The 24,891-nt window shown below is 75.8% G+C and carries 25 protein-coding genes; 9 read left to right on the plus strand and 16 right to left on the minus strand.

Annotated elements, in window-relative coordinates; genetic code table 11:
* Positions 1-29: 29 nt before the first annotated feature.
* From ACWCXH_RS09160 to ACWCXH_RS09210, 11 genes are all read right to left on the minus strand, one after another.
* Complete coding sequence (locus ACWCXH_RS09160) at positions 30-500, minus strand: TadE/TadG family type IV pilus assembly protein (protein ID WP_449800714.1); 471 nt, start codon at positions 498-500, stop codon at positions 30-32.
* Positions 497-871, minus strand: a complete 375-nt coding sequence (locus tag ACWCXH_RS09165) for a TadE/TadG family type IV pilus assembly protein (RefSeq protein WP_449800715.1) — start codon at positions 869-871, stop codon at positions 497-499. Before ACWCXH_RS09165 ends, ACWCXH_RS09160 begins: the two co-directional genes overlap by 4 nt.
* Positions 872-906: 35 nt before the next feature.
* A complete protein-coding gene (locus tag ACWCXH_RS09170; protein ID WP_449800716.1) occupies positions 907-1,197 on the minus strand; it encodes a hypothetical protein in 291 nt (96 codons plus the stop codon).
* A 79-nt stretch (positions 1,198-1,276) separates the two neighbouring features.
* Positions 1,277-2,155 carry a hypothetical protein gene (locus ACWCXH_RS09175; protein WP_449800717.1) on the minus strand — a complete coding sequence of 293 codons (879 nt, stop codon included), beginning with the start codon at positions 2,153-2,155 and terminating at the stop codon, positions 1,277-1,279.
* Positions 2,152-3,123: a type II secretion system F family protein gene (locus tag ACWCXH_RS09180; RefSeq protein WP_449800718.1), complete on the minus strand. Its 972-nt coding sequence runs from the start codon at positions 3,121-3,123 to the stop codon at positions 2,152-2,154. Before ACWCXH_RS09180 ends, ACWCXH_RS09175 begins: the two co-directional genes overlap by 4 nt.
* On the minus strand, positions 3,120-4,733 hold the full coding sequence (locus ACWCXH_RS09185; protein WP_449800719.1) for a CpaF family protein: 1,614 nt from the start codon (positions 4,731-4,733) through the stop codon (positions 3,120-3,122). Before ACWCXH_RS09185 ends, ACWCXH_RS09180 begins: the two co-directional genes overlap by 4 nt.
* Positions 4,723-5,973: a hypothetical protein gene (locus ACWCXH_RS09190; protein WP_449800720.1), complete on the minus strand. Its 1,251-nt coding sequence runs from the start codon at positions 5,971-5,973 to the stop codon at positions 4,723-4,725. The genes ACWCXH_RS09185 and ACWCXH_RS09190 overlap by 11 nt, the downstream gene beginning before the upstream one ends.
* A complete protein-coding gene (locus ACWCXH_RS09195) occupies positions 5,973-6,938 on the minus strand; it encodes an SAF domain-containing protein (protein ID WP_449800721.1) in 966 nt (321 codons plus the stop codon). The genes ACWCXH_RS09190 and ACWCXH_RS09195 overlap by 1 nt, the downstream gene beginning before the upstream one ends.
* Positions 6,939-7,016: 78 nt before the next feature.
* Positions 7,017-7,946: a hypothetical protein gene (locus ACWCXH_RS09200; protein WP_449800722.1), complete on the minus strand. Its 930-nt coding sequence runs from the start codon at positions 7,944-7,946 to the stop codon at positions 7,017-7,019.
* Entirely contained in the window at positions 7,940-8,500 is a 561-nt protein-coding gene (locus ACWCXH_RS09205) for a hypothetical protein (RefSeq protein ID WP_449800723.1), read from the minus strand. The genes ACWCXH_RS09200 and ACWCXH_RS09205 overlap by 7 nt, the downstream gene beginning before the upstream one ends.
* A 199-nt stretch (positions 8,501-8,699) precedes the next feature.
* Positions 8,700-9,566 carry a hypothetical protein gene (locus ACWCXH_RS09210; protein ID WP_449800724.1) on the minus strand — a complete coding sequence of 289 codons (867 nt, stop codon included), beginning with the start codon at positions 9,564-9,566 and terminating at the stop codon, positions 8,700-8,702.
* Positions 9,567-9,717: 151 nt separating this feature from the next.
* On the opposite strand from ACWCXH_RS09210, the gene ACWCXH_RS09215 reads away from it, so the two are divergent.
* The 3 genes from ACWCXH_RS09215 to ACWCXH_RS09225 all read left to right on the plus strand — a co-directional run bounded on the left by ACWCXH_RS09215 (position 9,718) and on the right by ACWCXH_RS09225 (position 12,171).
* Positions 9,718-10,146, plus strand: a complete 429-nt coding sequence (locus tag ACWCXH_RS09215) for a pyridoxamine 5'-phosphate oxidase family protein (protein WP_449800725.1) — start codon at positions 9,718-9,720, stop codon at positions 10,144-10,146.
* A 125-nt stretch (positions 10,147-10,271) separates the two neighbouring features.
* A complete protein-coding gene (locus ACWCXH_RS09220; protein WP_449800726.1) occupies positions 10,272-10,724 on the plus strand; it encodes a MaoC family dehydratase in 453 nt (150 codons plus the stop codon).
* A gap of 286 nt (positions 10,725-11,010) precedes the next feature.
* Entirely contained in the window at positions 11,011-12,171 is a 1,161-nt protein-coding gene (locus ACWCXH_RS09225; RefSeq protein ID WP_449800889.1) for an MBL fold metallo-hydrolase, read from the plus strand.
* A gap of 60 nt (positions 12,172-12,231) precedes the next feature.
* Here the strand turns inward: ACWCXH_RS09225 and ACWCXH_RS09230 are convergent, their stop codons facing one another.
* Both ACWCXH_RS09230 and ACWCXH_RS09235 read right to left on the minus strand, forming a co-directional pair.
* Positions 12,232-14,988: a DUF7824 domain-containing protein gene (locus ACWCXH_RS09230; RefSeq protein WP_449800727.1), complete on the minus strand. Its 2,757-nt coding sequence runs from the start codon at positions 14,986-14,988 to the stop codon at positions 12,232-12,234.
* Positions 14,985-16,367: an SWIM zinc finger family protein gene (locus tag ACWCXH_RS09235; protein ID WP_449800728.1), complete on the minus strand. Its 1,383-nt coding sequence runs from the start codon at positions 16,365-16,367 to the stop codon at positions 14,985-14,987. Before ACWCXH_RS09235 ends, ACWCXH_RS09230 begins: the two co-directional genes overlap by 4 nt.
* Before the next feature lie 135 nt (positions 16,368-16,502).
* Here ACWCXH_RS09235 and ACWCXH_RS09240 point away from each other — a divergent pair, with 135 nt between their 5' ends.
* Both ACWCXH_RS09240 and ACWCXH_RS09245 read left to right on the plus strand, forming a co-directional pair.
* Positions 16,503-17,402: an acyl-CoA thioesterase gene (locus ACWCXH_RS09240; RefSeq protein ID WP_449800729.1), complete on the plus strand. Its 900-nt coding sequence runs from the start codon at positions 16,503-16,505 to the stop codon at positions 17,400-17,402.
* Between the two features lie 97 nt (positions 17,403-17,499).
* A complete protein-coding gene (locus ACWCXH_RS09245) occupies positions 17,500-18,177 on the plus strand; it encodes a TetR/AcrR family transcriptional regulator (protein WP_449800730.1) in 678 nt (225 codons plus the stop codon).
* Here ACWCXH_RS09245 and ACWCXH_RS09250 read toward each other — a convergent pair.
* Positions 18,174-19,331 carry a sulfite oxidase gene (locus ACWCXH_RS09250; protein WP_449800731.1) on the minus strand — a complete coding sequence of 386 codons (1,158 nt, stop codon included), beginning with the start codon at positions 19,329-19,331 and terminating at the stop codon, positions 18,174-18,176. The two genes, ACWCXH_RS09245 and ACWCXH_RS09250, sit on opposite strands and share 4 nt — an antisense overlap.
* Before the next feature lie 276 nt (positions 19,332-19,607).
* Here ACWCXH_RS09250 and ACWCXH_RS09255 point away from each other — a divergent pair, with 276 nt between their 5' ends.
* The 3 genes from ACWCXH_RS09255 to ACWCXH_RS09265 all read left to right on the plus strand — a co-directional run bounded on the left by ACWCXH_RS09255 (position 19,608) and on the right by ACWCXH_RS09265 (position 21,382).
* A complete protein-coding gene (locus tag ACWCXH_RS09255) occupies positions 19,608-20,399 on the plus strand; it encodes an alpha/beta fold hydrolase (protein ID WP_449800732.1) in 792 nt (263 codons plus the stop codon).
* Between the two features lie 67 nt (positions 20,400-20,466).
* Positions 20,467-20,853 (plus strand): MerR family transcriptional regulator, encoded by a 387-nt coding sequence (locus ACWCXH_RS09260; RefSeq protein WP_449800733.1) that lies wholly within the window; start codon positions 20,467-20,469, stop codon positions 20,851-20,853.
* 346 nt (positions 20,854-21,199) lie between these two features.
* Positions 21,200-21,382 carry a hypothetical protein gene (locus ACWCXH_RS09265; protein WP_449800734.1) on the plus strand — a complete coding sequence of 61 codons (183 nt, stop codon included), beginning with the start codon at positions 21,200-21,202 and terminating at the stop codon, positions 21,380-21,382.
* Positions 21,383-21,514: 132 nt separating this feature from the next.
* Here ACWCXH_RS09265 and ACWCXH_RS09270 read toward each other — a convergent pair whose 3' ends face one another.
* On the minus strand, positions 21,515-23,299 hold the full coding sequence (locus ACWCXH_RS09270; RefSeq protein ID WP_449800735.1) for a DUF2398 family protein: 1,785 nt from the start codon (positions 23,297-23,299) through the stop codon (positions 21,515-21,517).
* A gap of 323 nt (positions 23,300-23,622) precedes the next feature.
* Here ACWCXH_RS09270 and ACWCXH_RS09275 point away from each other — a divergent pair, with 323 nt between their 5' ends.
* Positions 23,623-24,315: a lysoplasmalogenase gene (locus ACWCXH_RS09275; protein WP_449800736.1), complete on the plus strand. Its 693-nt coding sequence runs from the start codon at positions 23,623-23,625 to the stop codon at positions 24,313-24,315.
* A gap of 84 nt (positions 24,316-24,399) precedes the next feature.
* On the opposite strand, the gene ACWCXH_RS09280 is transcribed toward ACWCXH_RS09275, so the two are convergent.
* Positions 24,400-24,831 (minus strand): hypothetical protein, encoded by a 432-nt coding sequence (locus tag ACWCXH_RS09280; RefSeq protein ID WP_449800737.1) that lies wholly within the window; start codon positions 24,829-24,831, stop codon positions 24,400-24,402.
* Between the last annotated feature and the right edge of the window lie 60 nt (positions 24,832-24,891).

A 24,891-nucleotide genomic window follows, 5' to 3' on the forward strand; every position in this document is an offset into this window, starting at 1 on the left:
GGATCCGGACCACCTGTTGTCATGCGCTGTCATGCGCCCCGGTAACGGTCCACCACGGAGGTGAACTCGCCGACGAGGGTCTTCGTCACGGGCACCCCGGACAGCCCGCCGAGCAGGTCGCCCAGCCCGACGTCGCACACCACCCGGACCTTGACGGTCGCGACCGCGCCGCCCGGCAGGTCGAGCTCCCCCGGGGTGACGGCCACCGAGAGGTTCCGGCAGGACACGCCCTGCTGCTTCAGCTGCCGGCGGGCCGTGTCCTTCGCCGGCTCCTCCATCCCGTCGAAGCTGCGCGCGAGCGAGGCCGTGCGGGCGGCCGAGCGGGCGGCCGCCTCGACCGTGCCGGAGGTGGTCTGCAGCCGCCCCGCCGCGATCGCGATCAGGACCAGCCCGACCACGTACGGCGCGACGATCGCCGCCTCCACGGCCACCCCGCCGCCGTCCGGCCGCCGCCGGAAGCCGAACGTCCGGCCCCGTGAGCGCGGGAAACGCCCGCTCACGGCGCGCCCGCCGGCGGGACGAAGCGCTCGCGCGGCGCCTCGGCGAACTGGGTGATGTGCGGCGCCGACAGGCCGGGGATCAGCAGCGTCGGAGTCAATTGCACGGTGACCCTGACCAGTTGCTGCGTGCTTCCGTCGGTACTCACCCGGTACGAGCCGCTGCCCTGCCGGTGCAGGAAGTCCTCGGCCTGCGCGCGCGCCGCCGCGTCCTTCGCCGCGTCGTCCGCGACGCCCTGCGTCCGGCCGGCCTCGACGCCCTCGCGGGCGGCGGTCAGCGCGACCTGCCGCGCGTACCACCACAGCGAGGCCTGGACGACCAGCAGCAGGAGCAGCAGGACGACCGGGAAGACGATGGCCAGGCTCAGGCTCATCGCTCCCCGGTCGCCGCGGCGACGGGCGGGATGCCTCACGGGGTCGCCGCACCGCCGCCCGGGTACTTCGGGTCCTCCTCGACCTTCTTCGTCACCTTCTGCTGCAGGAACACCAGCGCCGCCGCGACCGCGCCCGCGACGACCACCAACGCGATGACGGCGAGGGCGAGTTCGATGCTGATGGCACCCCGGTCGCCGCGGGCCCGGGCGGCGCGCAGCCGGCCGAGCCGGAAGGTGAACAGCAGCACCGCGAACTGGACGGGCAGGAGCACGGGCCGCAGGAACAGCCCGGCCAGGTGTTTGAGCCGGACGGCCAGGTGATTCATCGGGTTCTCCCGGGGGTGTGGTGAGGTGTGTGTCGGGGCGGGCGGCGGGCCGGCCCGTCCGACGGGCGTCGGGCGGGCATCAGGCGAGCATCTGGTGGAGCGCGGGAAAGACGATCAGGACGGTCATCAGCAGGGTCAGCGCGGACCCCGGGGCGACCATCCGCTCGCTGTCGGCGTTGGCGCGGGCCAGGTCCTCGGCGAGCAGTTCGCCCCGCAGGCCCTTGGCGCGGGCCCGCAGGGTGTCGTACACGGCGGCGCCGTCGACGCCCGACAGCCGCATGATGTCGGCGACGTCCTGGAGCGGGGTGAGGCCGAGTTCGGCGGCCAGCGCGTCCAGCCCGGCCCACGGCGGCAGGCGGTCGGTGGCGGCGCGGTCGAGGGCGTCGCGGATGCGCAGGAACACCGTGCCGCGCCCGACCGAGGCGGCCCGGCGCAGCGCCTCGGCCGGCCCGCAGTCGGCGGCCCGTTCGAGCGCGACGAGTTCGAGGTAGGCGGCGATGCCGTGCAGGTACTCGGTGCGCGCCTCCTTGGCCTCGCCGCTGACGATGGCGTCGGGGACGAACCAGAGCAGCGCGGCCAGCAGCGGTCCGGCCACCAGTGGCATCGCGAAGGGCAGTTGGACGTCCACGACGGCGAGGACCGCGGCGAGGTAGGCGGGCAGCATCAGGCCGATCACGGCGAACAGCAGCTTGTGCACCATGAAGCGGGCCGGGGTGCGGCCGATCAGGGCGAGTTCGCGGTGCGGGACGCGCACCCCGCGCAGGGCGACGGAGCGTTCGCCGATCCGGTCGTACCAGCGCGGGCGCTCGTCCGGGTCCTCGGGGCGATCGGCGGGGGCGCGGTGCAGCCGGTCCAGGGCCTGGCGCAAATCCGGTGGCGCCGGGCGCAGTTCGGCGATCAGCAGGGCGACGCCGCCGGCCGCGACGGCGCCGGCCAGGACGGACCACGGGGACATCATCGGGCCTCCCCGAGCAACTCCGTGCCCTCGTCGGCGCCTTGGGCGGGCGCGGCCCGGCGGCGGCCGGTGCGGCTGCGCCGGTCGGCCACCAGCAGCCTGGGCACCGGCGGGTGGGCGGCGAGCGCGCGCATCCAGGCGATGATCGCGACGAACAGCGCGGCGACGACGGCGAGCACGGCCTGGCCGACCAGTGTGCTGTAGGGGCGGGTGTAGTCGGTGTTGAACGCGCCGACCACTGTCACCAGCGTGATGATGCCGACCAGCCAGCGGATGGTGGTGCGGTGCTTGGCGCGGTCGGCCTCGATGGCGCGGCGCTGGCGGACCTCCTCGCGCACCGAGTCGGCCATGTCGCAGAGCGCGCGCGCGAGGCCCGGGCCGCTGTCGCCGGCTCGTAGGACGAGCGCGGCGAGCACCTTGTCGGCGGTGGCGTCGGCGAGGCTGTCGGCGAAGGCGCGCAGCGCCTCCTCGGGCCGCCAGCGGGCCTGGAGGCGGGCGGCGAGCTCGCCGATCTCCTCCTCCAGGGCGGCGGGGGCGGTACGGCGGCTGGTGACGATGGCCTGGTTGAGGCCGACGCCGAGCAGCAGCACGTCGGCGATGCGCTGGGTCCACTCGGAGAGTGCTTCGAGGCGTTCGATCCGGTGGGTGTCGGAGCGGGTGGTGTCGAACAGCCAGGGCAGGCCGAACACGGCGAGCGGCACCAGCAGGCCGGTCAGCGGGATGCCGGTGAACAGCCAGCCGAGCGGCGCGCCGATGAGCGCGAGCGGCAGCTGGATCCGGCGCAGGCGGACCATCCGGGCGGGGGCGGTGCCGGGGGCGCCGTACCAGAGCACGTGGGCCCGGGTGGCGAGCGGGTTCTCCTGTTCGCCGCCGTCCTCCTCCGGCGCCGGTTCGCTGCCGCGGGCCCAGAGCACCAGGGCGACGACGCCACCCGCGACCAGCAGCCCGCACAGCACGAAGAGCAGCATCATCGGGCGCCACCGCCGATCCGCAGCTGGAGCGGGGCGCTCCAGCTCCCGTACCGGGATCCGAGGAGCGAGGCGTCGAAGCCGGCCCGGCGCAGGTCGTCCAGGCACTGCGGCGGGGTGTGCGGGACGGCGCGCGGCTCGCCGAGCTCCGGGCGCGGGCCGAACACGGTGTTCAGCGCGGGCCGGCCGCTCTCGCCGAGGCCGGTGACCTCCAGGACGTGCGAGACGAAGCGGTGCCGGCGCCCGCCGACGGCCGTCTCGTCGACCATGGCGACGTGCACGATCAGGTCCAGGGCGTTGGCGGTGAGGCGGTAGGCGAGGGCGTCGGTCATGTGCGAGCCGTACTCCAGGCAGAGTTCGGCGATGCGGTCGACGACCATGTGCGGGCCGCGGGCGTGCAGCGTGCACATCGAGCCGCCCTCGCCGTTGGTCATGACGCGCAGCATCGGGACGACCTCGCCGGAGCGGACCTCGCCGACGATGATGCGCGAGAGCGTCATCCGCAGCGCGGCCGGGATGAGGTCGCCGATCGTCAACTCCCCGGCCAGGCGGCCCTCGACGCGCTCGCCGTTGCCCTCGCGGGCCTCCATCGGGACGACCTGGCGCAGGTGGCCGAGGGTGTGCAGCCAGAGCTCGAACTCCGACTCCAGGGTGCCGATCCGCTCGTCCGGCGGGATCTCGGCGGCCATGGCGCGCAGCAGGCTGGTCTTGCCGACGCCCTGGGTGCCGGTGATCATCACGTTCTTCCTGGCCCGGATGGCGGCCGCCAGGAAAGCTGCCAAGGTGGCGTCCAGGGTGCCGAGTTGGACCATCTCGGGCAACGTCGCGGAGGCCACCCGGTGGCGCCGGATCGCGACGTACGGGCGAGGCGTGACCTCGGTGAGCGCCTGGAGGCGCATGCCGCCCTCCAGGCGCAGGGCGAGGGTCGGGCTGGCGGTGGAGAGGCTGCGCTCGCCGCCGCCGTGCTGGCGGGCCAGGTCCTGGAGCAGCTCGACGAGTTCGGCGTCGCTGTCGGCCACCGGCGGTACCTGGCGCAGGGGTTGGTGCACGCGCGAGACCCAGACGTCGTCGCAGCCGTTGATCAGGATGTTCTCGATCTCCGGGTCGTCCAGGTAGGGCTGGAGCCGCCCGGCGCGGAACAGCAGGTCGAAGACGGCCTCGGCGAGCGCGCGGTCCTGCTCCCGGGTGGGCGGGATGCCGTGGGTCTGCGCGTAGGCGTCGGACCAGCGGGCGACGGCCTCCTCGATCAGCGCGCGGCCGCGCTGGCGGCGGGTGGCGCGGTCCGGCTCGGTGCCGGTGCCGGAGGTCAACCGGGTGATCTGCTGGTGCAGTTCGGCCGCGACCTGGCGCTTGAGCTCGCGCGCGACCCGCGGGTCGACGGCCGGCCGGGTAGCAGCGCCGCGCACGTCGAGCGAGGGCAGCTGGGTCGGGACGGCGGTGGGCGTGGCGGGCGGCGCCGCGTACGGGTGCGCGGGCGCCGGCTGCTGAACGGGCTGTGGCGCCGGCTGGGGCACGGGCTGCGGGCGGACCGGGCCGGTCGTGGGCAGCGGGCCCGACCACGGAAGGGCGGCCGGGTCGGCGGACGGTCGCTGGTGCAGGGGGCTACCGCGCACGGAGCACCTCCCCGGGGCCGTGGGGCCGGCCGTTCACCGGGGGCTGCTGCTCCTGGTGCGGGGACGGCTCCTGGACGTGCTGTTCTGGGACCTGCTGCCCGTACGCCTGCGGGACGTGCGCCGGGAACGGTGCGGGCGCGGCCGGCTGCGGCGCGAGCCCGGCGAGCGGCGCGACCGGGCCGGTGACGATCACCGGCGCGACCGGCTGCGGCTGCCTGGGCGGCTGCGGCGGAGGCTGGAACTGCGCCTGGGCGTACGGCAGCTGTTCCCCCTCGAACCCCGACGGCGCCGTCATGGCCGCCGCCGCGGGCACGCCGGCCGCCGCGGCCGCGGCGGGCGCCACCGCGGGCGCCACGGCCGACGCCCCCGGCGGCGTGATCTGCGCAGGTGTGGCGGCGGGCCCCGCCACCGGTGCCACCGACGCCTGCGGCGCCTGTGGCCCCGTCCGCCCGGGCGCCAGCCGCTGGCGACGGCGGCTCACCGCGAGCTGCACCTCGTCCGCAGCCGACCGCGCCGTCCGCATCAGCTCCGAACGGATGAACCGCCGGTCGGTGATGTCCCCGCCGTCGGAGAGCACGCGCGCGGTGCGCACCGCGTGCGGCAGCAGCCCGAGCACCGGCAGGCCGAACTCGCGCGCCACCTCCGTCCCCGAGTACGGCCCCTCCGCGACGAGCAGCAGCCCGAGCGCGTCCGCCCCGGTGCCGGCCGTCGCCAGGTCCTCGGCGAGCGCGGCCAGCCGGGGCCTGGCCGCGCTCAGCCCGCGCAGCGTCGTCCGCACGGTCGCCACGACGACGTCCGCCCGGCGGGCCAGCACGGCGCTCGGGCCGGTGGCGCCGGAGCGGCCGAGGTCCACGATGACGTCGTAGCCCTGCGGTTCGAGCCCGTGCAGCACCTCGGCGAGCGGCTCCCACGTGTAGGCGAGGCCGGGCGCCTGGGCCGGGTCGGTCAGGCCGGGCAGCAGCAGCCGCTCGGCGGTGCCGTCCGGCGAGAGGTCGATCAGCTGCTCCCAGAGCGTCTGGGCGAGCAGGCCGCGCCGGTCGGCGACGGCCAGGTTGCGCAGCCCGTACACCGCCTCGACGCGTCCCTCCAGGGCGCCCGCGAGGACCGCGCCGCCGTCCGGGTCGGCCTCGACGAGCACGATCCGGCGCCCGGGCACGAGCGGCCAGGCGAGCAGCAGGGCCAGTGCAGCCGTCGTCGCACCGGGCGCGCCGGGGCCGCCGGCCACCGCGATCACCGCCATCAGGCCCCACCCGCCCCTGCCCCGCGGCTCGCGCCGGCCGACGGGGTGCCGGCGGCCGGAGCCCCGGTCGCGGAGGTCCCGGGCGCCGGCGTCCCCGCGGCAGGGGCACCTGCCGCCGGAGACGTGGGAACCGCGGGAGCGGCAGGAACCATGGGAGCGGCGGGAACCGTGGGAGCGGCGGGAGCCGCGGTGGACGCCCCGCCGGCCGCAGGCGTCTCCCCCGCGGCGGCGCGCGGCGCGAGCAGCACCTGGATCCGCCCACTCGCGACCCATTGCGCCAGCCTGGTGCCGTCCGCCGCACCGACGGCCACGTCGGTGACGAGGCTGCCGTCGGTGTCCGGGCGGCCGACCGTGATGACCGTCGCGGTCAGCGAGTCCGGCCGCCCGTTGTCGGGGGTGTACACGAGGACGACCTGCATGCCCGGCTGGAGCCGGGTGGCGGGCAGCTGGCTGCGGTGGGCCGACACTCCGACCACGATCTGCCCGGGCTGCACGGCCAGCGACTGGGCGAGGTCGCCCTTGGTCAGCATCGCGCCGCGCTTGAGGTCGGTGGCGGCCCGCAGGCCGACCGCGCCGGAGCGGTCCTGCGCGGACACCGGGCGCAGCGCCGGGTCGGAGGCGATCCGGGCCACCACGAGGTCGTCGTCGGTGATCACCTGCCCGTACGGGACGTCCCGGGCGAGCGCCAGCACGGCGACCCGCTGGCCGGTGCTGTTGTAGAGGACCGCGCCGCCGAGCCCGCCGGCGGCGATCAGCGCGATGGACACGGCGAGCACCGCCGGGCGGCGGCGCCGGGCCCGCAGGGTGCGGGCGGGGGCGTGCGGCGCGGTGCGGCCCTTGCCACCCTTCCCCTTCCCCTTGCCCGTGCCCTGGCCGTGGCCCTGAGCCTGCTCGGGGACGGCCACGGACACCGCGGCGCCTGCGGGTGTGCCGGGTCCCGGCGTCGCGTACGTACGGTTCTCCACCGGGTTCCGGCCTTTCGCGTGTCGTCGTGCTCGTCGTCGGTCGTTGCTGTCAGTGGCCGTGCTGCCGCGCGGGGGCGGTCAGTTGAGGACCTGCACCTCGGCGACCTTGAGCTCGAAGGTGGCGGTCTGCGGCATGGGGATCTCGAACTTCTTGGTGTTCAGGCCCGTGACGGTGACCTCGCCGACCCAGTTCGCCGTGGCATTCACGGTGAACGCGCCGCCGGGCTCGCCGGCCGAGCCGGTCGGGAACTCGAAGCCGCAGTCGGGCGACTTGGCGCCGCCGTAGCCCGGGTCGTACGGCGTCCCGGGTTTGTCGCAGGTCAGGGAGTACCTCGCGCTGAAGTTCCAGACCACATCGGTCAGCCTGGGCGTGACGGTGACGGTGACGCCCCGGAGCGTCAGGGACATCGGCTGCGGCGGTTGGTGGCCGGTCACCCAGAGCCACACCGGGGACTTCACCACGGCCGTGCCGAGCGGGGCGGCGGACGGCCCGAGGGCCGGGAAGGCCATGTGGTCCTTGATCTCCAGGGCCATCGCCTTCGGGTCCGGCGGCGGCGGGGCCGGGTTGTCGGCGTGGAACTCGATTTCCGCCGGGGCCCACCCCCCGCCCGCCTGCGGGCAGGAGGGCAGGTACAGCGAGCCTTCCGACGGCTTGTGGCCCTTCCACGCCGGGTCGTCGGCCGGCTTGTCGACGGTGCGGTAGTAGCAGCCGTCGCCGTTGTTGAACCAGCCCATCTCCGGGTCGTGGCAAGGCCATTCGTGGTTGTTCCAGCTGCACAGCAGCGGGCCGCCGCTGTTGCCGCCACCCCCACCGCCGCTTGCGCCGCCGGTGGACGTGCCTCCCCCGCCGTGGACATCGCCGCAGATCACATTCGGGGCGCATTGTTCGGCGCCGCCGCCCGGTGTTTCGTCCGCGATCGCCGAAGCGGCCGCCGAGGTCAGCAGCAGCCCCGCCGACAATGGCGCGAGGATCGCGAATCGCCGAGCCGGTTTTGCGGAGTTCAGCATGTCCGGTCCGCCTCCCGCTTGAAGTCGTAGATCAACCAGCGTGCTTGGAACCAGCGCAGGGACGCCGTCGCCACGTACCGGCCGACCCGCCCCACCGGTTCCCGGGCGGCCTTCGTGGCGGCGTCGACCCGGTGCCAGTCGGACACGTCGAGGCAGTCCTCGATCACGGCGGTGTGCGGATCGGCATTCAGGTCGACCGCCGTCACGACGGCGGAATTGCGCGGCGCTCCGGTCATCACCAGTTTGGCGTCGTGGAGTTGGCGCAGTCCGACCAGCGTGTCGGCGAGCGCCTTGCCGGAGGAGTACGCCTCCAGAGCGATTCCGTCCGAATCCGTTCGGCCGAATGCCTCGGCCTGGGCCCGCCACCAGTCCTGATACGTGCTCAGGGCCAGTCGTCCCGCGGCTCCTTGCGGACCGGTGGTCGGCGCGATCGTGGCGTTTACGGAACCACCGGAAGGAGTGAGCGGGTTCACTCCCGCGACGCTCGGCCCACCCGTCCCGAGACGATCGACGGAACCGCCTGTACCGCCGCCCGCGCAGGCGCTCAGCAGCATCGCCAGAACCACCCCACCGACCCCAACCGCCCCAGGGCGCAACACATTTCCGCGCTGGCGCATCGCCCCACCTCATCGCGACCGAACCGACCGAGCTCCGTGGCCGCCAGAAGAATTCCGCCGTCCCACCGATGTTTCCGCGGGGCATCGATTCTTCGCCAACCCACCCCATCACGGCAACACCTCGGGCCCCCTGACCTTACGCGGAAGGCGGATCCGTCGGGGCACTTTCGCGCCACAGAACGGCCAACAGTTCTTCGGAAAGCGACAATCCGGCCAATGCGCCCCGCACGGCCGCGCGATTGCGCATCAACAGGCGCCCGCCCTGCGGCGGAACGAGCAGGCGCGCGCCCGGCGCACCCGAACTTCCGGCCGGCACCGCGCCGTCCAGGATCGCGGCGACGGCCGGCTGGAGGTCCAGCGGTCCGACGGCGGCGGGCGCACCCGGCAGGCCCTGGCGCAGCACGGTGGTGAGGGCCCGGCTGAACGATCCCTCACCACCCGGCAGTACGGCGTCCCGGCCGCGTCTACCCGGGGCGTAGCGGCCGATCCGGCCCCACAGCGGGACGCGCGAGTAGCTCAGCAGTTCGCCCGCGCCCTCCTGCCCGGAGCGGGCGTCGGCACCGCGTTCGAGCGCCGCCCAGGTGTCGCGGTCGGCGACGGCGTCGACGAGCAGCAGCGCCTCCTCCTGGTCGCCGTGCACCATGGCGCTGACCACCCAGTCCCAGGCGAGGCCGCGGCGGTAGGCGTTGTCGGCGGTGCTGCCGGCGGTGACGAGGGCGAGCCGGCGCCCGCGCGGGTCGGCGACCAGCTGGCCGACCAGGCAGACCACCAGCCAGCGGCCGGGGTGCTGGGCGGCCGAACGGACCGCGGTGAGCATCGCGTTGGCGTCCGCGTCCGGCGCGACGGCGGTGACCCGGCAGCCGCCCGCACCCGCGTCGAAGCACATCCCGGGCAGCACCCCGGCCATCAGCCGGGCGCCGTCCGGCGCGTGCGCCGACCCGCCGAAGCCCTTGTCGGGGCCTCCGTCCGCCCCGATCACCACCAGATCGACCCCGCCCACCATCGCACGCCCCCTCCTCGCCGGCCCCGGCGCACCCGGGGCCGCCCGCCGGGCAGGCTACCGCCCCCGGTCTCCGCCGATGGGGCTCCCGGCCCTCCGCTCCGGGACCATGGGCCCTATCGGCCGACCCGGCGGCCGGAGGACGATCGGACGCATGGAGCCCGACGACCGTGTGGAGACCCTGAGCGAGGCCGAGTGCCTGCGGCTGCTCAGCACCGTGCCCGTCGGGCGCGTGGTGTACACCGAGCACGCGCTGCCCGCCGTCCTGCCGGTCTCCTTCGAGGTCGTGGACGGGCGGTTGCTGCTCGCCGTGCGCCGGGGAAGTGCGACCGCGCGCGGGCTTGACGGCACAGTGGTGGCGTTCCAGGCGGACCTGCTGGACCCGGTCACCCGCACCGGGTGGAGCGTGCTGGTGCACGGCCGGGCGGACGCGGTCGGCGATCCCGAACAGGTTCGGCGGGCGCTGCGCTCCGGGCTGCGGCCGTGGGTGGGGGACCCGGAGCCGATCTACTTCGCGCTGGTGCCGGAGCTGGTGAGCGGGCGCCGGCTGCTCCCGGCCGGACACGGCATGCTGTGGGCCTGACCTGGGCGTTTCGCCCCGCGTCCGAGGAAGGGCGGTGCCCGCTCCTGACAGGTACCGGGGAGTAGGCATACCCTGCCGACGTCCTGATCACCGGGCCCCGGCCCGTCCCCTTCCAGGAGCACACCGTGACGAGCTTCGCCTCCCTCGCCGACCTCGCCGCCGCCGTCGGCACCGAACTGGGCACCAGCGAGTGGCACACGATCGAACAGCGGCAGATCGACCTGTTCGCCGAGGCGACCGGCGACCACCAGTGGATCCACGTGGACCCGCAGCGGGCGAAGGAGAGCCAGTTCGGCTCGACCATCGCGCACGGGTACCTGACGCAGTCGATGATCCCGGTGCTCGCGAAGGAGTGCTACAGCGTCGAGGGGGTGCGGATGGCGCTCAACTACGGGTCGGAGAAGGTGCGCTTCCCGGCGCCCGTGCCGGTGGGCACCGCGATCCGGGCCACCGCCGAGCTCGTCTCGGCGACCGAGGTGCCGGGCGGGGTCCAGGCGGTCGTGCGGTTCACGATCACCAGTGCGCAGAGCACCAAGCCGCACTGCGTCGCGGAGACGATCACCCGCTTCTACGTCTGACCCGGGCCCCGGGGGCGGGCCGCCGCCCGTACTCCGATCGGCCCGCACGGCCCTCCCCACCAGGTCCGGACGGCTCACGGGGAGTAATCTCCGACGAGATGGTTGTCGCACCGCGTGGGGGCCGCACCCGGCCCGCCCCGCGGTGCGGCCCCCGGCATGCCCGGTAGCCGTGACCGTCCCTGGAGGAGCCGTGCCCCGCTCTGCCCCGTGGTTCTCCCGCCTCGCCGGTCTGACCTCCCAGCTCGCTCCTGCGTCCACGCGTCCGGCCCCCGACCCGGGGCCCGGTCTGGCCGGACTGCCGCGCGCGGCCTGGCACCGGCTCCGGGCCGAGGCCTTCGGGGCCGATCCGCGCGGCGAACGGCTGGCCCGCATCCGCCGCTCCCCGCAGTTCGCCGACGGCGCCTTCCGCAACCCGCTGCCCACCCGCCGCCTGGTGTACGAGCGCAGCCCGCTCGAAATCACCCGCGCCCACCTGGCGGACGACAAGACCCGCCGAGCCCCGGCCGCCGCCGTACCGGTGCACCGGCTGCTGCCGTCGGACCTGGCCGCGCCACCGGAATCCGGGCTGCGGCTCACCTGGCTCGGCCACGCGACCGTCCTCGCCGAGATCGACGGGCGCCGGGTGCTGCTCGACCCGGTGTGGGGGGAGCGCTGCTCACCGTTCGCCTGGACGGGCCCCAAGCGGCTGCACCCGGTGCCGCTGCCGCTCTCCGAACTCGGGCCGGTGGACGTGGTGGTGGTCTCTCACGACCACTACGACCACCTCGACATGGGAACGATCCGCGCGCTCAACGCGACGGGCGCGGTGTTCGCCGTGCCACTCGGGGTCGGCGCGCACCTGGAGCACTGGGGGGTGCCGGCCGCGCGGATCATCGAGCTGGACTGGTGGGAGTCGGCCGAGGTCGCCGGACTCACGCTGACCGCCACGCCGGCCCGGCACTACTGCAGCCGCGGGCCACGCACGAGCGCGCTGTTCCTGTGGGCGTCCTGGGTGGTGGCCGGCGACGGTCACCGGATCTTCCACAGCGGGGACACCGGCTACTTCCCCGGCTTCGCCGAGATCGGGCGCCGGCTCGGGCCGTTCGACGCGACGATGATGCAGGTCGGTGCGTACAGCGACTTCTGGCCCGAGGTCCACATGACGCCCGAGGAGGGCGTGTGGGCGCACCTGGACCTGGGCGGCGGACTGCTGCTGCCGATCCACTGGTGCACCTTCAACCTGGCGCTGCACCCGTGGGACGAGCCCGCCGAGCGGGTGGTCACGGCCGCCCACGCGCTCGGCGCCCACCTCGCGGTGCCCCGCCCGGGCAAGCCGTTCGAACCCGTCAACCCTCCGGCCCTGCGGCTGTGGTGGCGGGCGGTCGCCGCGGCGGCGCGCGGGAGCGTCGACGCGGTGGTCGTGCGGGAGACGGGTTTCAGCGAACAGATTTCAAAATCTGTTCGCTGAAATCTGTTATCTGTCTTCTGTCTTCTGTTACTTGGTACCCGCCACCTGCCACCCGCCCCGCTACGCCTCCAGGACGTCCCGCAGCACCCGGGCCTCCTTCACCAGGCGGCTCGAACCGCCCTTCGCCGCCACGCCCGCCACCTCGGCGATCGGGCCGCGCGCTCCCGTCCGGCGGGCGCAGTCGGCGGCCAGCGCCACCAGGTCCCCGAGGCCGCGGGCGCTCTGGTCGCCCGCCAGCAGGACGGGCAGCGCGGCGCCGAGCACCGACCACACCGTCGCGTACGCCCCCGTCCCGGCCGCCAGGCCGAACGCCGCGGCGAGCCGGACGGGCTTCACCGCACCGCACTCGGCCAGCGCGCCCAGCTCGCGCCCGAGGAGCGCGCCGTCGAGGTCGCCGCGGGCGGCGAGCACGAGCAGCGCGTCGACGGCGGCCGTCCGGTCCCCGGCGTGACGGGCGCCCAGCCCGTACCCGAGGGCCAGGTGGAGCGCGAGCCCGGCCGGGCCGCCGGCCTCGGCGAGGGCGGGCAGCACCCGCCCCGCGCCGCGCTCGTCGCGGTCCGCGGCGGAGGCGAAGGAGTCGAGCCAGCGGGCAGCCAGCTCCTCGCGGTGCCACGGGAGCATCGCCGCCCAGTGCACGCTCGGCTCCCACAGCCAGTGCGCCTGCGCACGGGCCCGCGCCACGCTCGGCCCGGTGCCGTCCAGCAGCGCCAGGAACTCGCGCCCGAGCCGTTCACCGCCCGGCCCCTGTGGCCCGGCACCGATGCCCGGCTGCGCGACGGCGATCCGCCGCAGGTCCTCCCACCAGCGCTCGCCGTAGAAGTGGCCGCTCCGCGAGCCCCGGCCGGGCGCGAAGACCACCCGCTCGGTCGGCTGGGCGGGCAGGCCTCCGTCGCGCAGCCACTGGGCCACCCACCGCCCGGCGGGCGTGGTCACCGCCTCGGCCGCACGGATCACCTCGCCGTCCGCCGGCCCCACCCGCAGCAGCGCCGCGCAAAGGTCCGCCTCGCCCGGTGTCACGCCCGCCGCCGCGTAGCCGGCCAGCCGCTCGACCAGCACCGCCGCGTCCAGCGCGCCGGTGGCGTCGGTGGGTGTGGCCAGCAGGTACGGCGGCCGGTTGGCCGTCACCTGCCATGCCGCCTCCTCCACCCGGGCGGCGAACACCTGGCCGTAGAGCGTGGCGCTGTCGCCGCGCAGCGGCGAGCGGCCTTTGCCACCGAGGAAGTCCCAGAGCCGGTGCGGCGGCGTCCGGCCGGCCACCGCCAGCGCGACGTGGAGGACGTCCCGGGGGCCGCAGTCCTGCCAGCGCCCGACGCCGTTCCACTCGTGCACCCGCAGGACCGGCGCCAGTGCCTCGACCAGCGCCGCCCGGTCCTCGCACGCGTGCCGTACGAGCCCGTCCAGCACGCGCTCGAACGCCGCGACCTCCGGCTCCGCGGCCGCGAGCAGCGCGGACAGTTCCTCCGCGACCTCCGCCGCCGAGGCGATCGGCGCCCCCAGCGGGACCGGCGCCGGGACGGGCGGCAGAAGCTCGTTCCACCCGGTGTCCGGGTCGTCCCCGCCGACCGGCGCGCCGAACAGCTCGCCCGCGCGCGGATGATGGACGGGGTTCAAGCCCTCGGCGGCATGGAGGAGTTCCGGCACCACCGCACTCCCGGCCGCCTTGAGGTGGCGGGCCACCACGTTCAACGCCCGCTCCTGGACGCCCGCGTCCGGGTGCCCGAACGCCCCGGACGTGGCGAGCACCACCGCACCCGCCCGCTCCGGCGAGCGCCGGGCCGCCTTCTCCAGCCACCCCAACTGCGCGCGCACCAGCTTCTTCTCCGCCCGGAACAGCACCACCGCCGAGGCCTCGTCCAGCAGTTCGGGCTCGACCAGCCCGGCCTCGTCCAGCCCGGCCAAGACCTCCTGCGCGTACCCGGCGACGGCGGAAAGGCCGTCCAGCAGCGCCACCAAGTCCCGCGCGCGGGCCGCGAACTCGTCGGACGTGGGCGCGAGGGCGCGCAGCACGTCGACGAAGAGCCGCTGGTCGGCGGGCTTCCCGCCACGCAGCAGCCGGGCCAGGCACCGGTCGAGCACCTCGCCCCGCTCCAGCACCCCGGAAGAGGCCGACTCCCCGGAGGAGGCCAGTTCCGCGACGGCCTCGGCGAAGACGTCCCCGGGCCGGGGGCTGAGCCGCCAGGACAACAGCGGGCCGACCTCGGCGAGTTCGAAGACTCTCGGCAGCAGCACGGGCGTGAAGGCGTCGGCGCGCAGCTCTTCCGCGAGCGTCGGACGCGGGCCCGTCCCGGCGCTGTGCTTCTGCTCCACCCACTCCCGGACGAACGGCTCGGTCTGCGGCACCGCGCAGCCGGTGCGCCGCACCACGGCCTCGATCACCGGGTAGAGCCGCCAGCCCCAGCGCGGCGCCGTCCGGTCGGCCAGCCGTGCGGCCACCTCGATCTGCCACGGCACCGGCTGCGCCTCGACGACCACGGCCAGCTCGCGGGGCAGCGAGCCGCTGCGCCCGCCGAAGTCCCGCCCGCCGATCCAGGTGGCGGCCCCGGCCGGGCCCGCGTGACAGCCGGCCCCGGCGACCAACAGGGCGGCGGCCCGCGCGTTCGCGAGGTTCGACCACTCGCCGCGGATCTCCCGGCGCTGCTCCTTCAGTCCGGGCAGGCAGGCCCGCCGCTGCGCCGGGTCCAGCGCGGCGAGCAGCCCGGGTACCGCCTTCACCGACCCGCTCCGGACGGCCTCCAGCAGTTCGCCCACCCGGTCCGCCGACGCCGACGCCACCGGCGTCGTCACCGACGCTGTCGCCAGCCTTGTCATCGCGTTCACGCCCCGGCCCCGCCCTTCTCCCGTACGATCCCCACCGCGAGCGCGTGCTTGCACGGCCCGCGCCCGCCGCGGTACTTGGCCCACCACAGGCAGGTGCAGCTCACCCGGCCCGCCTCGTCCGTGCGCACCCGCTGGACGTGCTCGTCCACCGTGACGACGGCCGTCGCGCCGCCCTCCTCCAGCCGCACCGCGCCCGCTGCCACGAGCGCCCGCGCGGCCCGCAGCCGCGGGTTCGCCGCCTCGGCCCGCCCCGCGTCGTACGGGAGCTGCCGGTGGAAGTAGGCGGCCTCGGCGGTGTCGTAGCCGATCTGCCCGGCCGTGCCGAGCCGGGTGAGAGCGGCCCGCACCCGCTCGGGGGTGAGCCCGGACTGCGCGGCCAGGTCGGCGATCTCGATCCGCGGCTCCCAGGCGAGCAGCGCGGCGACGAGTTCGGCGTCCTGCCCGGCGGTGCGGGTGGCGAGGGCGCCGAGCACCCCGCCCTCGCCGGAGAAGCCGCGCGAGGCGTCCGGCGAGAGCGTCAGCGTGAGCCGCATGCCGGGCAGCACCACCTCCCACGCGGAGGCCGCCGGACCCGCCGCACCCGAACCGGCCGCCGGCCCGTACACGCGCAGCGCGAGCGCGTGCCGCAGCACCCGCTGGAGCGCCACCAGCCGCTCGGGGCCGGGCAGGCAGACGGCCCCGGGCACCGGACGGGTGGTCGGCCGCAGGGTGCGCCCGGCCGGGACGACCCAGCCGACGCCGCTGCGCCCGCCGCGCGGCAGCGAGCGCAGGAAGCGGACCGCCTCGGCGGCCGGCAGCTCGGCCCGCAGGTCGAAGCCGGCGGTGGTGACCTGGGTCTCGGCGAAGCCGCGCAGCCAGCGCTCGGGCAGCGGCACCTTCTTCTCCACCAGCGGCCCGTCGAAGGTGGTGACCTCCAGCTCGTCCGGCCCCACCGCGAGGTGGAGCGGCTCGGCCGGGCCGATGCGGGTGAGGGCCTCGCGCAGCGGGTTGTTGACGTCCACGTTGGTGGTGCCGTGGCCGATGTCGTCGCCGTCCAGCGAGGCCCGGAGCACGTCGAGCCGGGCGTAGACGCCGCAGCAGCCGGAGAAGGACTCGAAGCGCAGCCGGTCCCCGCTGGCGGTGACCACCGGGTCGAGCGAGGCACGCAGCTGCGGCTGGTGGTAGCGGGCGGCGGCGACGTCCGCGACGGCGAGCAGCGCGGCGGCGGCCGGCGCCGGGTCGGCCAGGAAGCCCGCGAAGAACCGCGGGTTGGCCGCCGCCCCGAGCGGGGTGGCACCGCCCGAGGTGGCCAGGTCGAGCCGCCGGCCGGCACCCGCGGTGCCCGAGCCGAGCACGGCGGACGGTCGCAGATAGGCGTACGCGTGTGCGGATTGCGTCATGCCGAGCACGCTAGGTGAGGGCACTGACAATTCCCCCGCCCCTTTCGGGACTGAAACACGTTCTAGGGACGTCTGAACCCGAAAGGGTTACCCACGTCACACCGCCGCACGGTTGGCTTCTGCCACTATGGGCCTGTGACCGACCTGACCGAACAGGCGAGACGGGCCGCCGCTCCGGCCGGCCCCTTCGCCGCACTGCTGAAGATCGAGCGGCTGGACGAGAACACGTTCCGGGGCCGCTGCCACGCCGGGGCGCCGATGCGCGCGTTCGGCGGACAGGTCGCCGCGCAGGCGCTGACCGCCGCCGGGCGCACCTGCGACGGCGAGCGCGCCGTCCACTCCCTGCACAGCTACTTCCTGCTGGCCGGCGACCCGACCGAGCCGATCCGCTACGAGGTCGACCGGGTCCGCGACGGCATGTCCTACACCACCCGCCGCGTCACGGCGGTGCAGAACGGGAACGCGATCTTCACCCTCTCCGCGTCCTTCAAGCGCCCCGAGCCGGCCGCCGACCGCCACCGCGCGATGCCCCCGGTTCCCGGCCCCGACGGCCTGCCGGACGCGTTCTCGCTCTGGGAGCCGGCCGCCCGCGAAGCCCTCGCCCGCACCGAGGGCTTCCGCGAGCTCGAACTGCGCTTCGTCCCGGACGACGCGCCCGGCGTGCCGCAGGCCGTCCCGGGGATGCCGCAGCAGTTCGTCTGGCTGCGCACCGGCACCCCGCTGCCGGATGGGGACCCGCTCCTGCACACGTGCGCGCTCACCTACCTGTCCGACCTCACGCTCGCGTCCACCGCCGGGCTGCAGGTGCAGCCGAACTTCTTCCGGCGCGTCGAGCCGCCCCGGCTGGTGATGGCCTCGCTGGACCACGCGATGTGGTTCCACCGCCCGTTCCGGGCCGACGAGTGGCTGCTGTTCGCCCAGCGCAGCCCGTCCTCCTCGGACGGCCGGGGGCTGTCGCTCGGCGAGTTCTACGACCGGGACGGGCGGCTCGTCGCCTCCGCCGTCCAGGAGGCGCTGATCCGCGAACGGCGCTGAACGCGCCCCGCCCGGCGCCGCGACGACCGCCCGGCGAACGGAAGGGGGCCGGTCGGCGTCATACTCCTGAGCGGCCCCGGCCCGTATCATGGTGCGGGTGACCAAGGTTGACCTGTCACCACGGCCGGTGGAGGCGATGTCTCCGCGTCAACTCGAACGCCGCGAAGGCCTGATCGCGGCGGCGCTCGCCCTGGTGAACGAGATCGGCGTCGAGCGGCTGCAGATGAAGCAGGTCTGCGAGCGGTCCGGAGTCGCCCTGGGGACGGCGTACCGCTACTTCTCCTCCAAGGACCACCTCCTGGCGGCGGCGATCGCCGAGTGGCACCGCCTGCTGCTGGCCGACCTGGTGGCCGAGCTGCGCGGGCCCCGGGCCGGGCCGGGGGCCACCGACCGGGCGGTGCGGTTCGTGCGCGGCGGGATGCGGGCCTACCAGCGGCAGCCCGAACTGGCCCGGCTGCGGGTGGCCGTCGCCGCGTCCACCGACCCGTTCGCCAGCGAGGCCCTGCAGGGCATGGCCCGGGCCGACAACGCCGCGCTCCAGGCGCTGATGGGCGAGGTGCCGGCCGCCGCGAGCGATCTCGTGCGGCACATCGTGGGCCACGCCTGGCAGGGCGAGCTGACCGCGTGGGTGACCGGCCGCACGACCCTCGGGGACGCCCGGCGGCGCCTGGAGGACGTGGTGCGGCTGGTCCTGACCCCGTACGAGACGCCCTACCCGGCTCCCTACGACGTCCAGGCCGCGGTCCAGGCCACAGCGGTCCAGACCACGGCCTAGCCCCCGGCGGGCCCCGCCGGGGGCTCGACCACCGTCACCGGGTGGGCCACCACCGCGCCGAACAGGTAGCCCTCCCGGTTGAACACCGCCGTCCGCGGCTGCGTGCCGCCCCGGCGGTCCGTCGCGCGGGCGCGCAGCTCGTAGCGGCCGGGCCGCCCGGGGCGCCAGGCGATGCTCCAGCGCGTCCAGTCGTGGGCGCGCGGCTCGTCGTGCAGCTCGGCGCGCCGCCACGTCCGGCCGCCGTCGTCGCTCACCTCGACCCGGCGCACCGCGGCCTCGCCGGACCACGAGCGGCCGTGCAGCCGGTGGGTGCGGCCGGCCTCCAGCACGGCGCCCTCGGCGAGTTCGAAGGCGCACTTCACCACCTGCCCGGTCAGCGGGGCGCCGCCGCCGGGCGGGTGGTCGGGACCGAACATCCGGTAGAAGTCGGTGTTCCAGGGCGAGGACAGCGGCCGGTCGGCCACCTCGATCGAGCCGAGCCACTTGATCGAGGCGATGCCCACCCAGCCCGGCACCACCAGGCGGGCCGGCGCGCCGTGGTCGGGCGTCAGCGGCTCGCCGTTCATCCCGTACGCGAGCAGCACGTCGTCCAGCGCCTTGGCGAGCGGCAGCGGGCGGCGCACCGGGCCGTAGTCGGTGCCGCCGACGACGTAGTGCGGGTCGAGGCCGGCCGGCAGCAGGTCCACCGCGCCGGCGCTCAGCCCGGCCTCGCGCAGCACGTCCGCGAGCCGGACGCCGTACCAGCTCGCCGAGCCGACGCCGCCGAGCGCCCACGGCGTGCCCGGGACGCGCTGGTGCTGGCGGCTCGCGTAGAAGCTGCGGCCGTTGCCCGCGCACTCGATCAGCGCGCTGATCCGGGTGCGGGGCAGGGCGCGGAGGTCGTCGAGGGAGAACTCGACCGGCCGGTCGGCGGACGGGGCGCCGCGCAGGCCGGTGCCGAACAGCCGCAGCCGCCACGTGCCGGGGTCGATCAGCGGGGTGCGGGTGTGATTGCGGACGAAGAACCGTTCCACCGGCACGTGCCGGCCGATCGCGGCGCGGCCGTCCGCCTCGCGCAGCGCGTCCCAACGCATCTCGGCGTTGGTGTCGTGCGGCACGAACCACGCCTCGGGCAACGGCTTCACGATCCCGGGCACATGGACGTCGTCGGCCATGAGCGGACTCCTTCCTTCCGGACGGAGGCACCGTGCGCCACCATCCCGTCACGCTCCGGATGGTACGTCCGCCCACCGCCGCCCGTAAGACGCTCAGCGGCTTGACCTTCTCACCGATGTGAACACCTACCGTGCGAGAAACCAAAGCCGAACGGCCGAAGCCGAAACCGCCCGGGGCCGCGCCGACGGCCGGGGCCGGAGCCGAAACCGCCGAAACAGAAACCGCCGGGGCCGCGCCGAGGCCGGAGCCCGCACCAACGGACAGGAGCAGCCACGATGGCGCCCATCCCCTTCCCTCCGCTCGCCCGGATCGTCCGCGGCACCGGCCCCGGCCTGCTGCTCGCCCACGGCGCCGGCGGCAGCGCCCGGGACAACTGGGGCCCGCTGCTGGCCGACCTCGCCGCCCACCGCACCGTCGTCGCCCCCGACTACCCCGGCTCCGGCGACACCCCGTACGAAGCCGGCGAGCCCACCCTCGACGACCTCGCCGACCGGCTCGTCTCGACCGCCGTCGAGGAGGGCCTCGACACCTTCGACCTGGCCGGCTACTCGCTCGGCGCCGCCGTCGCCGTCCGGGCCGCCACCCGCCACCCCGAGCGGGTCCGCTCGCTGCTGCTCATCGCGGGCGTGGCCGGCGGCTCGGCGCGGCTGCGGCTGCTCGCCGACCTCGCCATCGACCTCGCCGACCGACCGGCCGACCTCACCCGCCTCATGCTCACCGTCGTGCTCGGCGAGACGTGGATCGACGCGCTTCGCGCCGACGACCTCGCGCTCCTCCGGAACTCGCTCGACTCCCCCGTCCCGCAAGGCTTCCGGCAGCAGTTCCGGCTGGCGGGCCGGGCCGACGTGCGCGCCGAGCTCGCCGCGACAGCGGTGCCCGCCCTGGTCGTCAGCACCCGCGAGGACCAGCTCGTGCCGCCCAGCCAGCACCGCGCCCTGGCCTACGGCATCCCCGGCGCCCGCCTCGCCGAACTCCCCTGCGGCCACCTCCCCGTGGTCGAGCGGCTGCCCGAACTGCGGGCCGTCGTGCTCGACTTCCTCAAGGAGCTGGACACCACGGCCACGTAGGGCCCGTCGTCGAACTCCCGTCCGCGAGGCGGGGAACACAGGCCGCGAACAGGACGTTCGCCCGGTCATGCGCATCGGAGAAGTCTCCCGCCTGACCGGGGTGTCCACCCGCCTGCTCCGCTACTACGAGGAGCAGGGCCTGCTCGAACCGGCCCGCTCGGCCGGCGGCTACCGCGAGTACGCCGAGGCCGACACCGTCCGGGTCCGGCAGATCCGCAGCCTGCTCGCGGCCGGCCTCTCCACCCGCGTCATCGCCGAGCTCCTCCCCTGCGCCACCGGCCCGATCCCGGCCCTGGAGGCCTGCCCGAACCTGCTCGCCACGCTGCGCGGCGAACTCGCCGACATGGACTCGCGCATCGACGAGCTGACCCGCAGCCGCCAGGCCCTGGCCCGCTACCTCGCCACCACGCACGCCGCGGCGTCCGGCCACCCGGCACCCGAGTACGCGGCCTGATCCGGGCATCCCGGCGAGGCGACGGTGACGGGGCGTACGTCCCCTCCCGCCGCCCCCGGCGCACCCTCCCCGCCCGAACGGCCCGGACGAACGCACGGACGAACCCGCCGCGCCCTCCCCTCGACCGGGCGGAAGCGGACCGGCCCGGCAGCCGGGTCCTCCCGTGGCACCGTCGGCGAGGCCCTCGCCGGCGCCGGTCGGTGCGACCGCGCACCACCCGCCTGACCAGCCACGACGCCCCACTCGAGGCAGGGTGGGGCGCATCCGCCCCAACCGACGCCCAACCCCCGTCCGGACTTCACCCGTGCGTACCGACCGTTCATTCCGCCCTGCCACCCTCCGTGGCATGAACGCCCTCCCTCCGGCGACCCACCAGGAACCGCGCTTCCCGCTCCCCCAGCGCCACCGCCGCCTACTCGCCTGCGCCGCCGTCCTCGCCTCCATCGCCCTCGGCACCTTCGGCGTCGGCGCGACCGTGGAAACCGTCCGGTACGACACCGTGACGACGACCGCCACCGCCGGCAAGTGACCCACGGCACGTAGCGCAAGCAGCGCGAGCATCCCACCCGCCCCACCGGACCCGCCAACACCGCCGCCCCCCTCCGGATGCGGTGCTTTCGCATGTCCGGGCCCGGCACGCGCCGGACGGGCCCAGGACGGCCTACTCCCCCTCCGCCCGACGGGAGTGGCGGCCCGTGCCCGGGGTGGGGTGGAGGTCCAGGGCGGGGGCGTAACGGGCGGCCGGGGGACGCAACAGCCACGCCGGGGGCCGGCTGGCGCGCGGGGCGGGGGTGACCAGGCCCAGGCGGTGCAGGACGTCGAGGGCGTCGCGGCGCAGCGCGGTGCGGTCGGCGAGGTAGTCGCGGCGCCAGCCGGCCGGGAGGCCGTACTCGTCGGCGATGTCGCCGAGGACCCCGTCTATCAGCGCGTCGGGGATCGGCACGTCGCCGTCGGCCGGGTCGCCGGGCAGCGGGCGGACCTCCTCGACGAGACGCTCGACGAGGAGCAGGGCGGCCTGCGACAGGGTGCCGGCGCCGGACAGGGCGAGGTCGGTCAGTTCGTCGGCCGGGTCCAGCAGGGCGACCCCTTCCGACCTCGACTCGGCTTCCAGGCCGAGGAATTCGCCGAGCGCGGCGGGCCCGCTGAGCCGGTGGTCGCGCAGCCAGGCGCGCTGCTCCCCGGGGAGGTCGGCGGCGAGGACGGCGGGGGTCTCGACGAGCAGGCGGCGGACGGCGGTGGCGGGTGCGGCGTCGGCGGCGCGGCGGATGAGGTCGGCGGCGCCGTCGGCGAGGGCGGGCGGTCCGGCCGGGACGGCGCGGGCGAGTTCGCGGTCGACGGTGAGCACGCAGGAGCGGTCGGCGGCCGGGTCGTCCGGGAGGTCGCCGAGCACCTGCCAGTCGGCGAGCGCGGCGAGGGCCATGGCGCGGTCGGCGGGCGCGGCGGGCAGTTCGGGCGCGGCGGCGCGCATGGCGTCGAGCAGCCGCCGGTACGGGAGTTGCTCGGGGGCGTCGACGAGCAGGGCGAGCGCGAGGGCGAGCTGGGCGTAACCGGCGGGGGTGAACGGCTCGCCGGTGCCGGGGTGCTGGAGGCGGCGGGCGGCGCCGGGGCCGAGGCCGGCCTTGTAGAGGCGGGCGTGCCAGGGCCCGACGACGAGCCGGTAGCCGAGCAGGGTGTCGAAGCGCTCGGTGAGCCAGTCGCGGTGACGGCGGATCAGCGGGAAGCCGTCGGCGTGCGGGCCGGAGGCGGTGACGAGGGGGTGGGCGAGCAACAGCCGGGCGGCGATGCGGCGTTCGGCTGCCTCGCCGGCGCGCGGCTGGTCCTGGGCGTCACGAAGCCGGGCGTCACGAAGCCGGGCATCGCGAAGCCGGGCGTCACAGTCCTGGACATCGCTGTCCTGGGCATCGCTGTCCTGGGCGGAACGATCCTGCGCTCCGGGCAGCGGCCGGGTCCGCTCGGGCTTGCGGTGCTTGCCCGGCTTGGCGCCTGAGCGCACGACCGGCAGCGTGGCGGCGTCCCGGCGGGCGCGCCGCAGACCGCGCACCGGGCGGGCCTCGCGGACGCGGCGGAGGGTGGCGGCATGCGCGGTCGGGCCGTGCCACCAGCTGACGTCGGCGTCGGCGGCCGCGTCGGCGGGGGCACCGAAGTGGCGGGCGGGATAGAGGCCGAAGGACGCGGTGCAGAGGTCGTCGGCGGTGCCGGGGCTGGCGGCGGCGAACCAGTGCGCGAGCCGCAGCAGCCCCGGGTCGGGCGACAGGGACCGCTCCTTCGGATCGTCAGACCTGTTGCCGGGAGCCGGGACGGACGGCGCGACGGGAGCGGGGACGGGCGGCGCGGCGGGTACGGCGGGGACGGCGTCGGTGGCCCCCCGCCCCGTTCCGCCCGTGCGCCCGTCCGGCCTGCCGTCCGCCACCCGGGTGGCGGAGGCCGCGTACTCCTGCTGCTCCATGTCGGGGACCAGACTAGACGGTGGCCGGGTCCCCCGTCGGCAGCAGCCAGGCCCCGGGCGGGCATCCCGGCCACGTGGCCGCCCGCCCTCCGCCCACCTTCCGCCTGCCTTCCCCCCTGGCTGCTGGCGACCAGGCGGCGACGCGCCGGGTCCCCCGCCGCAGCCCCACCGCGACCCCATCTGGACGTCATCCACCGCTCCCCATCGGGGTTACGCACCGGTAACCTGGTCTATCGCCGCGCCCACCGGTCACCTAGGGTTCGAGCGCGAGGCCCGTTCCGCCGTCCCGCACCACCCCTCATCCCCCGGAGGTCAGCAGCCGTATGAGCATCAGTACGACCACCCGAGCCGTCCTCGGCGGGCGCCTGCGCTCGACCACCGGTCTGCTGGGCGGCTTCGCGGCCACCTCGGCGGCGCACCTGGGCGCGATCCTCTCCGGTGCCGCAGTGCTCCGCAACGCCACCAAACCCGCCCTGATGCCCCTGCTGGCCGCGCACAGCGTCTCGGCGGCGACGGCGGCGGAGCGTGAGGCACCGAAGCTGCTGGCGCCGGCGCTGCTGCTGAGCGCGGGCGGGGACGTGCTGCTCCAACTGAAGGACGACACGGCGTTCCTGGCCGGAATGGGCTCCTTCGCGGCCGCACACGTCTGCTACGTCACGATGTTCGTGCGGCAGGGGGCGCTCACCGACCGCAAGCGCGCCCTCCTCGTCGCGGCCGCGTACGCGACGGCGTGGGCCGGCATGATCGCGCAGCTCTGGCCGGACCTCGGAGACCTCCAGGTGCCGGTGGCGGGCTACAGCCTGCTGCTCGCCTCGACCGCCGTCACCTCGGCGGGGCTGGGCTGGCGGACCGGCCTCGGCGGGGCGCTGTTCCTGCTCTCGGACACGCTGATCGCCACCCAGCTGGCGAAGTGGCGGGAGCTGCCGGGGCATCAGTTCTGGATCATGGCGACGTACATCCTCGCCCAGTATCTGCTGGCCGACGGCGCCCTGAAGGCCGAGCACTGGCAGGCCTGAGCGTTCGCGGACGCGTCCGCGCCGCCGGCCCAGGGGCGGTCCGGCGGCGCGGCGGGTGCGAGCGGAAGGCGCGCGGAGGGGCCGTCAGGCACCTCGTCTCCGCAGCAGCCAGAAGCCGCCGACACCGCCGGCGACGAGCGCGAGGCCGCCGGCCAGCTCCGCCGGGTTGCCCGCGACCGAGCCGCCGAGGCCGGTGTGGACGGAGCCGTGCGGGGCGACCTGCTGGTTCCCGGCGCCGGACTGGCCGAGCGAGCCGGCCCACTCCCCGGCCGCCTTGCCCCAGTCGCCCAGGCCCTTGTCGGGCCCCTTGTCCGACCCCTTGCCGGAACCCCTGTCAGAACCCCCGTCGGGACCCTTGCCGGGACCGCTGTCAGGGCCCGTCACGTTATGGCCCGGTGCGGCCTGGGACGGACCGCCCGAGGCCGCGCCGTCCCTGGCGATCGCGAGGGGGGCCGTCAGACCGGTCAGCGCCATCGCACCGATCAGGGCGGCGGCGGCCGTACGCATGGGGCGCATGCCGGAACCTCCGGGATTCTCGGGCGCAGCCGGGGACTCCCATGTCCACGTGGTCGAGCA

This window comes from Kitasatospora sp. NPDC001660, assembly GCF_053596725.1.

What these genes read in the sequence shown, in the direction of transcription:
- ACWCXH_RS09265 (WP_449800734.1), top strand. Translation starts at nt 21,200, where the DNA reads ATGAACGCCCTCCCTCCGGCGACCCACCAGGAACCGCGCTTCCCGCTC.
- ACWCXH_RS09270 (WP_449800735.1), bottom strand. Translation starts at nt 23,299, where the DNA reads ATGGAGCAGCAGGAGTACGCGGCCTCCGCCACCCGGGTGGCGGACGGC.
- ACWCXH_RS09180 (WP_449800718.1), bottom strand. Translation starts at nt 3,123, where the DNA reads ATGATGCTGCTCTTCGTGCTGTGCGGGCTGCTGGTCGCGGGTGGCGTC.
- ACWCXH_RS09210 (WP_449800724.1), bottom strand. Translation starts at nt 9,566, where the DNA reads ATGGTGGGCGGGGTCGATCTGGTGGTGATCGGGGCGGACGGAGGCCCC.
- ACWCXH_RS09260 (WP_449800733.1), top strand. Translation starts at nt 20,467, where the DNA reads ATGCGCATCGGAGAAGTCTCCCGCCTGACCGGGGTGTCCACCCGCCTG.
- ACWCXH_RS09170 (WP_449800716.1), bottom strand. Translation starts at nt 1,197, where the DNA reads ATGAATCACCTGGCCGTCCGGCTCAAACACCTGGCCGGGCTGTTCCTG.
- ACWCXH_RS09280 (WP_449800737.1), bottom strand. Translation starts at nt 24,831, where the DNA reads ATGCGCCCCATGCGTACGGCCGCCGCCGCCCTGATCGGTGCGATGGCG.
- ACWCXH_RS09275 (WP_449800736.1), top strand. Translation starts at nt 23,623, where the DNA reads ATGAGCATCAGTACGACCACCCGAGCCGTCCTCGGCGGGCGCCTGCGC.
- ACWCXH_RS09235 (WP_449800728.1), bottom strand. Translation starts at nt 16,367, where the DNA reads ATGACGCAATCCGCACACGCGTACGCCTATCTGCGACCGTCCGCCGTG.
- ACWCXH_RS09205 (WP_449800723.1), bottom strand. Translation starts at nt 8,500, where the DNA reads ATGCTGCTGAGCGCCTGCGCGGGCGGCGGTACAGGCGGTTCCGTCGAT.
- ACWCXH_RS09200 (WP_449800722.1), bottom strand. Translation starts at nt 7,946, where the DNA reads ATGCTGAACTCCGCAAAACCGGCTCGGCGATTCGCGATCCTCGCGCCA.
- ACWCXH_RS09190 (WP_449800720.1), bottom strand. Translation starts at nt 5,973, where the DNA reads ATGGCGGTGATCGCGGTGGCCGGCGGCCCCGGCGCGCCCGGTGCGACG.
- ACWCXH_RS09165 (WP_449800715.1), bottom strand. Translation starts at nt 871, where the DNA reads ATGAGCCTGAGCCTGGCCATCGTCTTCCCGGTCGTCCTGCTGCTCCTG.
- ACWCXH_RS09215 (WP_449800725.1), top strand. Translation starts at nt 9,718, where the DNA reads ATGGAGCCCGACGACCGTGTGGAGACCCTGAGCGAGGCCGAGTGCCTG.
- ACWCXH_RS09175 (WP_449800717.1), bottom strand. Translation starts at nt 2,155, where the DNA reads ATGATGTCCCCGTGGTCCGTCCTGGCCGGCGCCGTCGCGGCCGGCGGC.
- ACWCXH_RS09255 (WP_449800732.1), top strand. Translation starts at nt 19,608, where the DNA reads ATGGCGCCCATCCCCTTCCCTCCGCTCGCCCGGATCGTCCGCGGCACC.
- ACWCXH_RS09250 (WP_449800731.1), bottom strand. Translation starts at nt 19,331, where the DNA reads ATGGCCGACGACGTCCATGTGCCCGGGATCGTGAAGCCGTTGCCCGAG.